This window comes from Actinosynnema mirum DSM 43827 (genome assembly GCF_000023245.1).
Lineage (GTDB): Bacteria > Actinomycetota > Actinomycetes > Mycobacteriales > Pseudonocardiaceae > Actinosynnema > Actinosynnema mirum.
Map to the genome: position 1 here is coordinate 2,764,705 of NC_013093.1, position 15,381 is coordinate 2,780,085.

Here is a 15,381-nt window from a genome sequence, read left to right on the forward strand (position 1 = left end):
AGACCCCGGTGGTGCACTTGCCCCAGGAGATCGAGAAGGGGACCCGGATGCTGGTGGCAGGGGGAGCGGTGCTGACGAACGAGGAGTTCTACGAGTCGGTGGGCCGCGCGGTCCAGGGCGTGGAGCGCTCGCTGGAGGAGTACCTGCGAACGCTCTGGCACCTGGCAACCGCAGAACGCACCCGCCCGGACCTGCCGGCGGAGGTGGCCCTGTCCCTCCTGGTCAACGCCACAACCGCCCCGGCCCCCGACTTCGACCCGTCCTGGCGCACCGCGGACCTCTCGGTGGGGGAGGGGACGGGCGAGTTCGAGGTGTGGGAACGCGTGATCCAGTCCCAGGTGGCCGACCTGCACGACCTGGCGGAGGGCCCGGAGCTCTACTACCCGGAGCTGGGCGTGGACGCCCCAAGACCCCAGGACTGCAAACGCGCGACGGCCCCACGCTGGTACAACCACCGCGTGGCGAGCTACCTGGAGTGCGCAATCGCAGGCGCCCTGGGCGGCTGGGCCCAGGAGCCGGGAACCCGAGTCCCGGTGACCGGCCCGGTGGTGCCGCTGTACCCGGAACCCGAGGAAGTGGCGGGGATGACGGTCCTGTCCTGGCTGGACCTGACGGAGGTCCTGGTGTGCGGCCAGGAGTACGAGTAACCGCCGGAGAGGCGGAAGACGAGAGGCGAGCGGCCGACTGGAGGCGCGGGGGAGGCGGTAACCGCCTGGAGAGGCGGGGGAGGCGAGCGACCGGAGAGGCGGGCGGAACACGGGCGAGGTTGGGAGGAGAGCGCAGGCGCGACTGTCGCGGACCGCACTCGCGGGCTGCGAGGTGAGCGCAACTGCCTCGCGGGCTGCGGGGCGAGCGCAACTGCCTCGCGGGCTGGACCACTTCGCGGGCTGACCGCTTCGCGGGCTGACCGCTTCGCGGGCTGACCGCTTCGCGGGCTGACCGCTTCGCGGGCTGACCGCTTCGCGGGCTGACCGCTTCGCGGGCTGACCGCTTCGCGGGCTGCGGGGCGAGCGCAGCGAGCCCGCAGCTCAGCCACCCGCGTCCCTCTTCTCCGTTTGGCCTGGCGAAGCCCGAGCGCAGGTGTCAAGATGCCGCCGCACTGCGCGGAAGACCGGGGTGCCCAACGGCGTCTTGACGCCTGTGCTTGCCTGAAAGGAGGCCAAACGGAGAAGAGGGACCCCGCCCACCGCAGTGGTAAACCGGACCACCAGCGGAAGCGCCACCGGCCGGCAGAGCCCGTGTCCCCTCTTTTTTGGAGGTCTGCCCCGCCGGCGAGGCGTGCCCTTCAGCTCTTGACCTTCAGCCTTTGATCTTCAGTCTTTGACCTGAAGCCCCAGCCCCAGCCCTTTCACCCCACGCACCCTCACGCAGCAACCGGTCTGGCGAAGTCGACCCACTTCGCTGTGATCACCGGTGCCGTCCGCCCAGGGCACTGCGCCCGGTAGGTCCCCCCGTGCACCCTGCTGAGCTTCCCATCCCCAAGATCGGCAAGCACGGTGGTCATCCCGCAGCCGTGGGGGCAGTTCAGCGCTGTGCCGTCCGGATCGGGAACCGTGACGCTGTTCATGGCTACCCCCTGGGGGTCGTGGGCTGTGGTCCGTGAGTACGTGCCGAATCAGCATGGGAACCCCGAGTAGCGCTGACTCCCCCAGAACGGTTGCTTTCTGGTTGCTCGCCCACTGAAACGCGCCATTTTCACCAATCGGGTGACAGAAAAACCACCCAGCCGGTGACCAGCGCAACCTCAACCCGAGCCTGCCTCAACCCGAGCCCGCTCCAACTCCACCCCACCTCCCACCCCACCCCACCCCACCCCAACCCCCACCCCCACCCCCACCCCAAAACTTCCCCCAGATAACTCTCCCCACCCTCCCCTCAGCCGATACAGGGCGGGTAACACCGTCACTCGATCAGGGGATGCCGTGAACAGAACCGTCGGACGGACGCGAAGTCGCCCAGCCGCGGTCGCCGCAGCCGGTCTCGTGCTCGCGCTCGCCTCGGGCGTCGCCGCGACGCAGGTCCGCCCGGCGCTCGCCGAGCCGAGCGCGGTCGTCAACCCGGTGCGCACGGTCGACCCCTCCGACGTCTACCGCGACCCGGCCCACGGCTTCATCGTCCTCGTCGAGCAGGACGCCAGCCTCCGCGAGAACGAGGTCGAGGGCCCGGTCGCGATCGGCGGGAACCTCAGCTTCCGCGACTTCCGCGCAGGCTCCAACCACCCCGGCGCCTACGTCCTCCCCGGTGACGCCCAACCGACCAGCCTCGTCGTCGGTGGCCGCCTCGACTACGCCGCCAGCACCCCCACCGCCCGCTTCGACCTGCTCAACGCGTCCTACGCGAAGTTCGGCGACCTCTCCAACGCCACCGCCGTCGAGAACGTCAGCACCACCGACATCGTCCCCGCAGGCCGCCCCGCCCCCGTCCTCCAGGTCCACACCCCCCAACCCGCGGCCTCGCTCACCCGCCCCTCGGGCTTCGACCTCCCCGCCCTCTTCACCACCTACCGCAAGCTCAACGCGGGCATGGCCGCCTGCCCGTCCACCGCCGTCCTGCGCGACCAGAACGGCCAGAACCCGTGGAACGGCGAGGACCCCACCGCGACCCTCGGCCTGCGCCCAGGCCAGAACGTCCTCACCCTCACCCCCGACCAGCTCGACAAGCTGGCCACCCTCAACCCCCTCGCCAGCTACAACCAACCCGGCGACGGAAGCGGCGCCTGGCTGATCGTGAACGTGCCCTTCACCGGCGACCGCGCGCTCCACCTGCCGAACGTCACCTGGCAGGGCAACTCCGCGTCCAGGCACGTCCTGTGGAACTTCACCACCACCGGCACCCTCACCCTCCCCCCGGAGACCGGCACCCTCTGGGGAACCCTGTACGCCCCGAACGCGCACGTCCTCGACCTGAGCCCCGGCAACGTCGAGGGCGACCTGATCGCCCGAACCCTGACGATGGGCGGCCCGGACTCCGGGAGCGGCGGCGAGGTCCACCACGCGCCCTTCCAGGAGGTGGTCACCACCTGCGCGACCACCACCGATGCGCCGTCGACCACGACGGACCTGCCGTCGACCACGACGGACCTGCCTGTCACCACGGACGCTCCCACCACGACGGACGCTCCCACCACGGATCTGCCCGTCACCAGCACCACGGACGTGCCTGCCCCGCAGCCCCCGACAACGGGTCAACCGCCTGCCGAACCGACCTCCACCACAACCAGCACGCCCCTGAGCACCTCGACCACCGCGCCCACCCCGACCACCCCAACCACCCCGTCCGCCGCACCACCCGCCACAACCGAGCCGCCACCGTCGCCCACGACCACCACCACCACCACGTCACCAACCACCACCACCGGGCCTCCAACCACCACAGGTCAAGCCCTCACCCCCACCACCATCACCACAACCGCCGCCCCGGTCCCCGCCCCCACAACCACAGCCACCACCACGACCAAGCACCTGATCCCCCCGAGAACCTCGTTCAAGGGCGGCCTCATCACAGCTCCGGGCCTGATCGACCCGGTGACCATCGACCCGATCGTCACCGACCCGCCCACCACCGACCCCACAACCACAGACCCCACAACCACAGACCCCACAACCACCACCACCCAGCCGCCGACCTCCATCAGCGACCCGACCCCACCCACCACCTCACCCCCCACGACAACCGGCAAGCCCCCGGCGAACCCCATGGGCACCCCGGACCCACCCACCCCCACCACGCCCGCGACCGCCGCCCCCGTCACTGCCGAACAAGCAACCGCACCCCCCACTCACCCCCTGGCAGGCACAGGCTCCCCCGCAGCGACACTCCTGGGCCTAGCCGCCACCCTCCTCATCACAGGCGCGGCCCTGACCGCCCTGGACCGCACCAGAACCCCCAAGCCCTAACCCCACAAAAAGCCACGCGGCCGGAGGAAACGGAAACCCCCGGCCGCGTGGCCACCCCACCTCACCTCACCCCACCCCGCCTCCCCCCGCCCCCAAGATCACCTCACTGATACCCCCGGATCTGGCAGAACGCCCGCTCCAACGACTCCGAGTTCGCGTCCCACACCGCCCCACCCGTGATCTCCGCGATCTCCCCCATCTTCGCCCGAGAAGCCTCACCGAACACGATCGGGAACACCGGAACCGCCTTCCCCCGAGCGAACTCCCGGTACTCCGCGAACGTCCGCCCCACCCGGTTCTCCCCGTCGGTCATCAGCACCACGCTCGTGAACCGCTCCGGCGAGCTCCCCACCACCCCGTACGCCCGCTCCAGGCTGTCGTACACCGCCGTGTCACCCCCAGCGACCAGCCCCTCGACCGCCCCTCGGATCCGCTCCAACGTCTCCCGCGGCGCCCCCACGTCCACGCTGAACTCCTGAGGCGCGAGCGGCGCCTGGTTGAACGGCAGCAGCACCACCTCCTCCCGGCTCCGGAACCGGCAGTACTGCCCCGTCAACGACTCGTCGGACCCGGTCAACCGGCTCAGCGCCCGCTTCAGCTGCGCCATCCGGTCCCCTTCCATGGACCCGGACACGTCCAGCACGTACACCGTCCGCGACGGCCGCCGCAGCTCGTCGTAGTACGCGTCCAGCAACGCCCCCACCACCGCCCGGCTGTCCGGGAACGGGATCTCCACCAGCCCCGACCGCGCCCCCGCGGGCAGGTCCAGCCCGGCCACGGCGGGCCGCCGCCCGGTCTTCGCCACGATCTCCCGCTGCACCTCCGCCCGCACCAGGTGGTCCGCGAGCCGTCGGTGCGCGTCGCGCGCCCGCTCGTCCGCCCCCGACAGCACCGCCAGCGGGTAGTCCGCGCTCACCACCCCGTCGCTCGGGTACAGCGGCACCAGCGGTTCGGGCAGCTCCCCGCCCGAGTTCAACGACGACAACGACGCCTCGTACGTGATCAGCCCGTCGACCGGCCCGCCCGCGTCCTCCCCCTTGGCCCGCTTCATGAACGCGTCCGCCAGCCAGTCCGACGACCCGGCCGTGATCCGGTGCCCGGTGAACAGCCCCGACACCGGCCCGGCGACCCGCTCGATCGCCCCGGTGTCCAGCGCCCGTCCGCTCCCGTCCAGCGCCGTCGCCACCGCGACCAGCGCCGAGAACCCGGTGTTCGACGCGGCCGGGTCGGTCATCGCGAACGTGAACCGCCCGGCCCCCGCGGCCTCGGCGATCCCACCCCACGTGACGTTCCCGTCCGCCCACCCCAGCTCGCGCGCGGCCGACTGCCGGAGCCCGAGCACCACCGGCGACGACATCACCTGCACCTCGGCCCCGAGCCTGCCGCGCGCCTCGGGCAGGCTCCGCAGGTACTTGGTGGACGAGAACCACACCGCGTCGTGCGCCCCGTCCGCCTTGCCCTCGGCGACCTTCTGCGCCCCGTCGAGCGTGCCGGTGAAGGTGAACTCGACCTTCACCCCGGTGGCCCGCTCGGCCTCCTCCAGCACCGGCGCCATGTCGGCCAGCTCGCTGCCCGCCAGCACCCGCAACGTCGTCGGGACACCGCGCAGCGAGGGCTCGCCCTCGGGTGCGGCCTGCTCGGCCGTGCAGCCCGCCAGCGCGACGAGCACCAGCCCGACCGCGACCTGCCGCCTGAAACCCTGCCGCCTGAAACCCTGTCGCGTGGAATCAAACCCCCGCCGCGTGAGATCAAACCCCCGCCGAACCCCGCTCACCGCCCGCACCCCCTGCCGCTCCGCTGGATCTCCGCCAACCCGTCGAGCATCCGCTCCAACACCCCCGCCGACGGCGCCTCCACCACGAACCTCGGCGCCTCGGGAGCCCCGCTCGGCTGCGCCGACGCCCGCTCCGGCCGGAACCCGTGCGCCGCGGCCAGCTCGATCAACCGGTCGTCACCGCCCAGCGCCTCCCCGAGCCGCCTCGCGTCGTCCTCGCCCTCCAGCGGGATGAACGTGTGCCGCGAGTACACCGTCGGGTTCGGGAACAGCGCCACGGCGTCCTCGGGCAGCGCGGGCGCGGGCTTGGTCGAGCGGAACTGCGCCTCGTACACCAGCCCCAGTTGGATCCGCCCGCCCTGCGGGTCGCGCAGGTAGTCGTTGAACAGCACCTCGCTGGTCGGCGACTGCTGGCCCTGCTGGAGCACCATCGAGCACAGGTCCGGCATGACCCGCGCGATCTCCGCGTCGCTGGTGACCACCGCGCCGCCGTTCGCCGCGTGCGAGGCGATCGACAGCATCATGATCGCGGAGTTGGAGTCCTTGGGGTCGGTCGTGCTCAGCGACACGACCTTGTTGGGACCGCTGGGGTTTCCGGGGAGCTGGTTCCACTTGAGGCCGTCGCGGGCCGCGCCGAGCAGCGCCTCGACGTCCACCAGCTGTTCACCGCCGCCGCCGCCGCTGCCGTCGCTGTCGCTGTCGTCGCCGCCGCCGCTGCCACCGCTGCCGCCGTCCTGCCGCACGATCCCAGCGCGGGTGAGCACCTCCACCAGCGGTCGGTGCGTCACGACGACCATCGGGGAGGAGAACAGCGCGATCCCGGTCTTGGCCCCGGTCTCGGATTTGATCTTCTCGGCGGTCGCGGTGCTGGACGGGAACGCGAACGCGTGCTCCGGGTCCTGCTCCAGCTGCACCAGCATGTCCTCGCGCGACCCGGCCGGGCTCACCGCCACCTCGAAACCGAGGCAGCGCAAACGGGTTCGCACGTCAGGGTCGTCGAAGTAGGACTGCTTCTCGGAGCCGATCAGCCCTTTGACCCGCACGACGTCGGCCGTGCAGCCCGCCCCGTCGTCACCGCTGCGCGCTGAGCTGTCACCGCCGTTCTGCCCGACGACGACCACCGCCAGCACGACGATGATCGCCACCCCGACGACCAGCGCCGCCACCCGGCCCGCCGCGCCGCTGCTGTTACTGCCGATGCCACTGCCACTGCCACTGCCCACGGTTCACCCGCCCCCGATCCCGGTGTCCAGCAGCCGCAGGTCAGGTGGGACCAGGGTCGCGGTCTCCAGCAGCACCCGCAGCAGGTTGTTCTTGATCGCGTCCGGTGGCGCCGAGTCGGCGGTCACCCCCGGCACACCCGAGGCGGCCAGCCGCCGTCGCACCACGTCCACCACGTGCTCGGCCTTGCGGTCGGTCCAGGCGGGCTGGCCCGGCACGGCGGCGAGCGCGTCGCGGGTCTCGTTCCAGGACAGCGGGCGGGCGTCAGGGGCGCCCAGCAGCGCGAGCTGGAACAGCGCCACGAGCACCAGGCGCTCCCGGTCGGTCAGCGGCCACACCAGGTCTCGGGTTCCGGTGTCCGGGCGGACCACCCCGGCTGCTGGACCGCCGGTGCTGACCAGCAGCTCCACCAGGTGCAGGCGGGAACCCCTGATGTGCAGCGGGGTGTAGCCGGGGGCGAGCGCGGTCTCGTGACCGCTCAGCAGGGGTGGGCGGCCGGGCAGGCCGATCGGGAGCCTGCCGCTGTTGCGCACCAGCCAGCCGGTGCCGTCGCGGCGCAGGGCCGCGTGCTCGCGGCTGACGTGCCAGTCGCCCGAGCCCACGGTCACGTGCACGTCGGGGCTGTTGCGGCCCAGGAGGAGGAGGGCGCCGGGGGAGGGGGGCGCGGCGTAGCCGCCGTCCTCGCCCAGGGCGAAGAGGGTGCCGCGTGGCGCCGGGGCGCCGGCGACCAGGGGTTCCCGGCGCAGCAGGCTCGGGGTTCGGGGTTCCAGGAAGTGCATCACCACGTCGCTCGCTCCACGTCGGCCACGCTAGGGGCGTGGGCTCGGGAACCCTCCCGAGCCGACGTCCCTGGTCTCGTCACCTGGGTTCGGGCCTTTGGTGGTGGGCTCGGGCGGGGTGGGGGGAGGGGAGTTGCCGGTCACGGCGTAGGTCAGCAGGGCGACCGCGATGGCCAGGGCTGGGTGGGACCAGAGGGGTGGGTCCAGGAAGAACGGGGTTGCCACGAGGCTCACGCCGCCTGCCAGGACGCCGGTCACGACGGGGGTGGTCCAGGGGGAGCGGGGGCGTGAGGGCTCGGGGGTGGGTGCGGGTTCGGGTGCGGGAGCCGGAGCGGGCGCGGGGAGTTCTTCGTCCAGTGCCTCGTGCGCTGCCGCCGCGAGTTCCCCGGCTGACTGGTAGCGGTCCGCGGGGTGCTTGGCCAGGCCGCGTTCCACGACCTTCTGCATCGCGGGCGGCACGTGGGGTGGGAGTTGGGGGACCTCGCCCTTCAGGTGCCCCATCAGGACCTGGACCTCGTCGCCGTCGAACGGTCTGCGGCCGGCGAGGCACTCGTACAGGACCACGGCGAGGGAGTAGACGTCCGCGCGGTGGTCCGAGCCCGAGGTCTCCAGGCGTTCGGGGGCGATGTAGTGCGGGGTGCCGACGACCTGGCCCAGGCGGGTGATCGGTGGGGCGGTGATCGGTTGGGCGATGCCCCAGTCGAACAGCCAGGCGTGGTCGGTGCCCCGGCGGGCGCCCTGCTCCAGGAGCACGTTCGACGGCTTCACGTCGCGGTGGCGCAGGGCCTTGCGGTGCGCGGCGTCCAGGGCGGCGGCGACCTGCTCGACCACGCTGACCGCGCGTTGCGGGGAGAGCGGGCCGTGTGCGACCTCGGTCGCCAGGTCGGTGCCCTCGACGTAGCGCATCACGATGTAGGGGCGGGCGCCTACGGAGTAGTCGTAGACCGGGAGGACGTTGGGGTGGTCGATGCGTGCGGCTAGCGCGCACTCGCGGCGGAAACGCTCTTCCAGGTCGGGATCGCGCAGCACGTCGGTCGGGAGCAGCTTGATGGCCACCTTGCGGTCGTCCCGCGAGGTGTCCTCGGCGATGTGCACCTCGCCCATGCCGCCTCGGCCGAGCAAGCGGATCAACCGGTATCTGTCCAGATCATCACCGACCGCCACCGCCGGAACCTAGAAGGGGGACTCGAACGTGGGGTTAATTCCGGGGGACGGGGTGGGGTGGATTGGGGGAACGTGCTGGTCAGGTCGCATTTTGTGGGGGTGGGGGGTGGGGTGGGTGGGGGAGGGGGCGAGGGAGGGGTGGTTGCTCGTCCGAGTGATCTAGTTGCTCTGCGGCTAATGGCTCAGCGGGTGGGGCGATGTCATTCAGTGCAGGTGTTCCCTATGACCACCCTCGGTCGGGGCCCATCGCCTGGGGCAGAGGCGGTGGGCCCCGGCGCTTTTGGTGGGTGAGGGGTTTGAAGATCAAGAGTTGAAGATCAAGAGCTTAAGGGCACGCCTCGCCGGCGGGGCAGACCTCCAAAAAAGAGGGGACACGGGCTCTGCCGGCCGGTGGCCGTTGGGGTGGTGGTCCCGTTTACCACTGCGGTGGGTGGGGTCCCTCTTCTCCGTGTGGCCTCCTTTCAGGCAAGCACGCTCGTCAAGACGCCGTATGACTCGGGCGGTCTGCCGTGGCGGTGCGGCGGCATCTTGACAAGCGTGCTTGGGCTTCGCCAGGCCAAACGGAGAAGAGGGACGCGGGAATGGGGCTGCGTGGGCTCGCTGCGCTCGCCCCGCAGCCCGCGAGTGCGGTCGTGAGTGGCTCGCTAGTGCGGTCGTGAGTGGCTCGCTAGTGCGGTGGGCTTGCAGCTTGCGGGTGCGCCTGTTGGGGGTGTGGGCTGGGTTGGTTTGTTGGGCTTGGGGTATCTGACCGGTGCGTTGCCGGGGGTGGTCGGGGTGCTTGCTGCCCGGTCGGGGCTGGAAACCTCGGGGGTGTTCGCGGTGGAGGCACTCCATTTTTGCTCGGTTCAACCCTGTTCTTCGTGTGCCTGAGGGCAGGCGGAACTGGTGGGGTCTCGCGGTTGTTTCCCTGACGCAGTTGCTGGTCGTCCTTGACGGGACCATCGTCAACGTCGCGCTTCCCAGTGCTCAGGTTGAGCTCGGCATGTCGGACAGCGCGCGGCAGTGGGTGGTTACGGCTTACGCGCTTGCCTTTGGGGCTTTGTTGTTGCTCGGTGGCGGATCGCGGACTTCTGGGGGCGGCGTCGGGCCTTTTTGCTTGGGCTCGCGCTGTTCGGTGTGGGGTTGCCGGGACCGGTGACGAGTTGCTCGCGGCTCGGGGGTTCAGGGGGTTGCCGCCGCGTTGATGGCGCCTGCGGCTCTGGCGATCGTCACCGTCACGTTTCCCTCCGGGCGTGAGCGCACTGTCGCCTTCGCCGTCTTCGGGGGGATTTCCGGTGCTGGCGCGGCCATCGGGTTGTTGCTCGGGGGTGTGCTGACCGAGTACCTGTCGTGGCGGTGGTGCCTGTTGGTGAACGTGCCGTTCGTGGTGGTCGGGGTTGTCGCCGGGGTGCTGCTGCTGGGGGCGTTCGTGGTCGTGGAGGCGCGGTCCGCGCATCCGTTGCTGCCGCTGCGGGTGTTCGCCGACCGGGTTCGGGTCGCGGCGTTCCTCGTCCAGGGGATCACGGGGGCGGTGATGATCGGGGCGATGCTGTACCTGACGTTCCACCTGCAGGGGGTGCTGGGGCTTTCGCCGCTGCTCGCCGGGCTCGGCACGTTGCCGATCACCGCGAGCATCACGGTCACCGTGCCGTTCGCCACCCGGATGCTGGAGCGGGTCGGGCCTCGGGCCCAGCTCGTGCTCGGGCCGGTGCTCGCGGCCTGCGGGGTGGGGTGCCTGGGGCTGATCACGGCTGACGGCGGGTACCGGGCGCAGGTGCTGCCCGGACTGGTGCTGTTCGGGGCCGGCATGGGGTTCACGTTCGTGCCGTTGCAGAACCTCGCGCTGCTCGGGGTCGAGGCGCGGGATGCCGGGGCCGCCGCCACCGCCGCCAACCAGGTCGGCGGGTCGGTGGGGCTCGCGGTGGTCACGGCCGTCTACTCGGGCGTGGTGGCGCGGGCCGGGGGGCCGGGGGCCGTCGAGCGGGTGGGGGCGGTCGGGCCGCCCCCACGCCTGGTCAGCCGCCTACGCGTGGGCTTGGCATCACGGTGGTCACCACTGTGCGCTCCCAGCCCGTGTCCGCCCAGAAGCTGATGCCTGGCACCTCGCCCAGGCCGCAGCCGCGTGCCAGGGCGCGCAGCACGGCGGGGACCCTGCGTGCTGTGTGGCCGTGGACCAGGACGTCTACCCAGGGGGCGTCCACCAGGTCCTGTTCCGCTTCGCCGCCCACCACCACGTGGCAGCGGGGGAACAGGCGTTTTACCTCGCGGGCCAGTTCCACCTCCGTGCCGTCCGCCGCCAGCGCTACCGCGAACGGGGCGTCGAGGGTGGTCAGGAGGGCCGAGCGGGCGTTTCGGTGGAACTCGAACGTCGGGGTCGACCGCTGGTCGGGCGGTTCGGCGCACTCGTCCAGCTCGACCAGGTGCACTCGTCTCGGCATGGCGGAATCTCCGTCCTCAATGGACACTGGTGGGCGCTTCCGCGTCCCTGTGGGCGCGGGTGATCCGGTCGCGAGGGGCCGCTCGCGGAGAAGGGGGTGCCCGGTGATCGGGACCACGGTGGAGGCGACCGGGCTGGACGCGGGGGAACTGGGGGCGGTGCTCGCGGAGGCGTTGCACGACAGTCCGCTGGCCGAGCACTACGAGCCCGACGGCGCGCGGCGGCGGGAGGTGTTGGAGCTCAAGTTCGGGGCCGTGGTCGCGGATTGGTTGACGGAGCCTGCGCTGCCCGCGGTTCGGGCCTGGTTGACGCCGTGCCGGTCGGCTGCCGCTGTGTGGACGCACGCTGATTACCGGCCCGAGCCCGTGGAGGAGTTGGAGACCGCGCGGTGGGGCGCCGACCAGATCGGGCCGTTCGGGGCCGCCCGGTACGAGCGGGCGGTGGCGTTGGCCGAGGAGCGTGAGCCCGAGGTGCCGCATCATCGGCTGCGGGCGTTGGCGACCGTGCCGCACCGACGTCGGAGTGGGCTCGCCTCGGTGGTGCTGGAGCCGGGGCTGCGGTGGTGCGACGAAGGGCTTGTGCCCGCTTATCTGTGGACCGCGGGTGACGAGGTGCTGCCGTTCTACCGGATGCACGGGTTCGACGTGCTGTGGACGCAGCCGGTGGCCGGTGGGTTGCGGTTGCACGGGTTGTGGCGGGAGCCGGTGGCCGGGGGCGTCGTGGAGGGGCGCATTCCGCGTAGTCGTGGGCGCAGCCCTGAGAGCTGAGCGCCTGGGGGAGGGGGTGGGGCCTGCGCCGGGGGTGTGGGGGGTCAATTCGGTCACCAGGTCACCGGTAGGCGCACCACTCGGCGCACCAGCAGGTCGCGGCGCCAGTCCAGCACCTCCTCCGCCGCCAGGCGCACGGTCGGCACTCGGTGCAGCAGGGCGGTCAGGGCCACCTCCAGGAGTTCGGCCACCACACCGGGGCCCAGGCAGTGGTGCCGGGTCGGGGCCGGGCCTGCCTCGCGGCGGAAGTCCAGGGCGTCCGCGCCCGGCGCGGACGCGGGCACCACGGCGTCGCCCGCGCGGATCAGGGCGCCGCCCAGCTCCACGTCCTCGGTGGCGTAGCGGGCGCACGCGGCGCCCGGTGGGAACGGCACGCGGCGCAGCAGCTCCTGCGCGGCCAGCGGCAGCAGTTCCGGCTCCTCGCGCAGCAGGCGCGCGTGCTCCGGGTGCGCCAGCAGCACGTACGCGCAGTTCGCCAGCTGCGTCGCCACCCCGTCGCCCGCCAGCAGCACGCCGCCGACCACCTCCAGCAGCTCGCCCCTGGTCAGCTCGGGCTCCGCGCGCACCAGGGCCGTCACCAGGTCCGCGCGCGGGCGCGCCCTGCGCTCGGCCACCAGGCCGTCCGTGTACGCGGTGACCAGCTCGCGGGAGCGGCCGGTGTCGCCGCCCACCGCGAACGCGGTGAACCAGTCCAGGAACACCGCGCGGTCCGCGTACGGCACGCCCACGAGCTCGCAGGTCGCCTCCGCGCTCAGCGGCGCGGTGAAGCGGTCCACCAGGTCCGCCGGGCCGCCCGCGTCCAGCACGCCGTCCAGGAGGGTGTCCGCGATGCCCAGCAGCCTCGGGCGCAGCGCGGACAGGTCGGGGCCCGCCGGGACCTGGCAGTCGGCCAGCACCCTGCGCAGCCGCGCCCGGTCGCCGTCGTCGCGCTCGCGGGCGGGTGGGACGGCCCGGCCGGGCAGCAGCGGCGGCCTGCTCTCGGCCGCGCTGGTGAACCGGTGGTCGTCCTGCAGCGCGCTGATGTCCTCGCGCCGCGTCACCAGCCACGCCTCGGCGCCGAACGGCACGCTCACCGACGTCAGGCCGGAGCGCTCGCCGGGCGGTTCCAGGCGGACCGGCGGGCCGGACGGGTGCGGCAGGGTCGGGGCTGCGGGCATGGGCTGCCTCCGCTCGCGGGCTTCTCCGCCTGACCGGCGGCGCGATGGGGTCGAGCGCGGGGAACACCGCTCGTGCGGTCTCAAGGGATTGTCGGTTGGGGTGCCCGCGAGCCTCAACACCCCGACCGGTTAGCCCGTGCATTCCACTCGACCGGGTGGCTCTCGGTTGCTGCGCCCCGAGGGGCGGGGTACTAACCGGGAGCAGGGCGTTCAGGTCAGCGGACCGGGGGACCGCCCGTCCGGGAACGCGCCCGGTCGGCGCCGCTCGGGTGCTTTCCCGCGCGCTCACCGGAATGCCCGCGAGGTCCTTCGGATGGGAGTGCCGTAAATGGTGGCAGCCGACCGGTTGGAAGCCTCGTGAACGCGCCGGGAGCGCCCCTGAGCGGCTACGAGCTCTTCGCCCGCTGGGCCGAGGACGACCCCACGCGGCCCGCCGTCGACGACGGCGCCGAGGTGGTCACCTACGGCGCGCTGCGCAGGCACGCGGACGCGCTCGCCACCCGGATCGCCGCCTCGGGCGTCCACCCCGGCGACGCGGTCGGGCTGCTGGTCGGCGGCGGGTACGAGTTCGTGGTGTCGGTGCTGGCGGTGTGGCGGGCCGGGGCCGCGTACGTGCCCCTGCCGCCCGCGCAGCCGCGCGCCCGCGCCCGGATCGCGCTGACCGACACGTCCGCGCCGCTGGTGATCGCCGACCACGAGCCGTCGCCGCCGATCCGAGGGCCGAAGGTGCTGCGCGTGGACCGGCCGGGCGTCGCGGCCGAGCCCGCCGACGTGCCGGGGCCGCTCGCGTACGTGCTGTACACCTCGGGGTCGACCGGCTCGCCCAAGGGCGTCGCCATCGGGCACGAGGGCGTGGTGAACCTGGCTCTGGCCGTCGCGGAGCACTTCGGCGACCTGGACGGGGCGCGCGTGCTCCAGTTCGCCCGGCCCACCTTCGACGCGTGGGTGTGGGAGCTGGCGATGAGCCTGCTGTCCGGCGGGGTGCTGTGCCTGCCGCCGGATGGGACCGTGCTGGCCGGGGTCGAGCTGGCGCGGGTGCTGCGCAAGCTGCGCGTCACGCACCTGTCGGCGGCGCCGTCGCTGCTCGGGTCGCTGCCCACCGGCGGGCTGCCGCACCTGCGGACCCTGGTGTCCGGTGGCGAGCCCGTGACGCAGGCGCTCGTGGACCGGTGGGCGGGGCGGGTGCGGCTGGTCAACGCGTACGGGCCGACCGAGACCACGGTGTGCGCGACGCTCGGCGCGTGCGCGCCCGGCGAGCGGCCCACCATCGGGCGCCCGCTGCGCGGGGTGACCGTGCTGCTGCGCCGCGAGGACGGGGCCACCGCCGCGCCCGGCGAGGTCGGCGAGGTGCTGATCGGCGGGCCGGGCGTGGGGCGCGGGTACGTGAACCGGCCGGAGCAGACCGACGAGAGCTTCCTGACCGACCCGCACTCCGACCGGCCGGGCGCGCTGCTGTACCGCACCGGCGACCTGGCGCGGCTGCTGCCCAGCGGGGACCTGGAGTTCATCGGGCGGATCGACCGGCAGCTCAACGTGCGCGGGCACCGGGTGGAGCCGGGCGAGGTCGAGGCGGCGCTGTGCAGGCACCCGATGATCACCGGGGCGGTGGTGACGGCGGACGGGCGCGGCGGGATGCTGGCGCACCTGGAGACCGACTGGGCGGTGCCGGTGCCGGAGCTGCGGGCGTTCCTCAAGGAGACCCTGCCGGAACACCTGGTGCCGTCGGTGTTCGTGCCCGTCCACCGCCTGCCGCTGACCGCGCACGGCAAGGTCGACCACGCCGCCCTCCCCACCCCGGACCGCTCCCGCCCGCTCCTGGGCCACGACTACGTCGCGCCGCGCGGGCAGGTGGAGCGCGAGCTGGCGGCGCTGTGGTCGGTGCTGCTGGACGTGGACCTCGTGGGGGCGGTCGACGACTTCGCCGCGCTCGGCGGCACCTCGGTGGACCTGCTGCGGCTGCGGGACGAGGTCGCGGCGCGGTGGGGGGTGCGGCTGGCGGCGGCGGAACTGGTGGAGGCGCGCACGGTCCGCCTCCTGGCGAACCGGGTGACCACCCCGGTCCCGCAGCAGCGGACCCCGCCGCCGGGGGCGCGGCGGGGGCGGGTGCCGGAGCGGGAGGGGAACGCCTGAGGGGCGCCCCAGGGGGCTGGGCGGGGCTGTTGAAAGGCGTGGGCGCGTGGCCGGGGGTATCCGGTCCGCGCGCTCAT

11 protein-coding genes are annotated in these 15,381 nt (G+C 72.8%); 5 read left to right on the forward strand and 6 right to left on the reverse strand.

What is annotated here, in order from left to right; translation table 11 throughout:
• Positions 1–11 precede the first annotated feature (11 nt).
• Entirely contained in the window at positions 12–647 is a 636-nt protein-coding gene (locus AMIR_RS42695) for a hypothetical protein (RefSeq protein WP_143760707.1), read from the forward strand.
• Between the two features lie 1,275 nt (positions 648–1,922).
• Entirely contained in the window at positions 1,923–3,896 is a 1,974-nt protein-coding gene (locus AMIR_RS42700; RefSeq protein WP_084798862.1) for a collagen-binding domain-containing protein, read from the forward strand.
• A 103-nt stretch (positions 3,897–3,999) separates the two neighbouring features.
• Here AMIR_RS42700 and AMIR_RS12430 read toward each other — a convergent pair whose 3' ends face one another.
• The 4 genes from AMIR_RS12430 to AMIR_RS40955 form a co-directional block, all read right to left on the reverse strand.
• Positions 4,000–5,565, reverse strand: coding sequence for a substrate-binding domain-containing protein (locus AMIR_RS12430; RefSeq protein WP_245554609.1), 1,566 nt, complete (start codon positions 5,563–5,565; stop codon positions 4,000–4,002).
• 101 nt (positions 5,566–5,666) lie between these two features.
• Positions 5,667–6,893, reverse strand: coding sequence for a hypothetical protein (locus AMIR_RS12435; protein ID WP_015801314.1), 1,227 nt, complete (start codon positions 6,891–6,893; stop codon positions 5,667–5,669).
• Between the two features lie 3 nt (positions 6,894–6,896).
• Positions 6,897–7,676, reverse strand: a complete 780-nt coding sequence (locus AMIR_RS40165; RefSeq protein WP_049796811.1) for an FHA domain-containing protein — start codon at positions 7,674–7,676, stop codon at positions 6,897–6,899.
• Between the two features lie 24 nt (positions 7,677–7,700).
• Positions 7,701–8,801 carry a serine/threonine-protein kinase gene (locus AMIR_RS40955; protein ID WP_222840722.1) on the reverse strand — a complete coding sequence of 367 codons (1,101 nt, stop codon included), beginning with the start codon at positions 8,799–8,801 and terminating at the stop codon, positions 7,701–7,703.
• 1,216 nt (positions 8,802–10,017) lie between these two features.
• On the opposite strand from AMIR_RS40955, the gene AMIR_RS35570 reads away from it, so the two are divergent.
• Positions 10,018–10,905: an MFS transporter gene (locus AMIR_RS35570; protein ID WP_222840723.1), complete on the forward strand. Its 888-nt coding sequence runs from the start codon at positions 10,018–10,020 to the stop codon at positions 10,903–10,905.
• On the opposite strand, the gene AMIR_RS39065 is transcribed toward AMIR_RS35570, so the two are convergent.
• The gene (locus AMIR_RS39065) at positions 10,829–11,251 is read right to left on the reverse strand and encodes a hypothetical protein (RefSeq protein WP_143760708.1); all 423 of its coding nucleotides are present in this window, start codon (positions 11,249–11,251) and stop codon (positions 10,829–10,831) included. The two genes, AMIR_RS35570 and AMIR_RS39065, sit on opposite strands and share 77 nt — an antisense overlap.
• Positions 11,252–11,354: 103 nt before the next feature.
• On the opposite strand from AMIR_RS39065, the gene AMIR_RS12460 reads away from it, so the two are divergent.
• A complete protein-coding gene (locus AMIR_RS12460) occupies positions 11,355–12,017 on the forward strand; it encodes an N-acetyltransferase (RefSeq protein ID WP_015801317.1) in 663 nt (220 codons plus the stop codon).
• A 53-nt stretch (positions 12,018–12,070) separates the two neighbouring features.
• On the opposite strand, the gene AMIR_RS12465 is transcribed toward AMIR_RS12460, so the two are convergent.
• Positions 12,071–13,174 (reverse strand): cytochrome P450 family protein, encoded by a 1,104-nt coding sequence (locus AMIR_RS12465; RefSeq protein ID WP_015801318.1) that lies wholly within the window; start codon positions 13,172–13,174, stop codon positions 12,071–12,073.
• Between the two features lie 357 nt (positions 13,175–13,531).
• Between AMIR_RS12465 and AMIR_RS12470 the strand changes: the two genes are divergently transcribed.
• On the forward strand, positions 13,532–15,304 hold the full coding sequence (locus AMIR_RS12470; protein ID WP_015801319.1) for a non-ribosomal peptide synthetase: 1,773 nt from the start codon (positions 13,532–13,534) through the stop codon (positions 15,302–15,304).
• Positions 15,305–15,381 lie beyond the last annotated feature (77 nt).

What these genes read in the sequence shown, in the direction of transcription:
- AMIR_RS35570 (WP_222840723.1), top strand. Translation starts at nt 10,018, where the DNA reads ATGGCGCCTGCGGCTCTGGCGATCGTCACCGTCACGTTTCCCTCCGGG.
- AMIR_RS12465 (WP_015801318.1), bottom strand. Translation starts at nt 13,174, where the DNA reads ATGCCCGCAGCCCCGACCCTGCCGCACCCGTCCGGCCCGCCGGTCCGC.
- AMIR_RS39065 (WP_143760708.1), bottom strand. Translation starts at nt 11,251, where the DNA reads ATGCCGAGACGAGTGCACCTGGTCGAGCTGGACGAGTGCGCCGAACCG.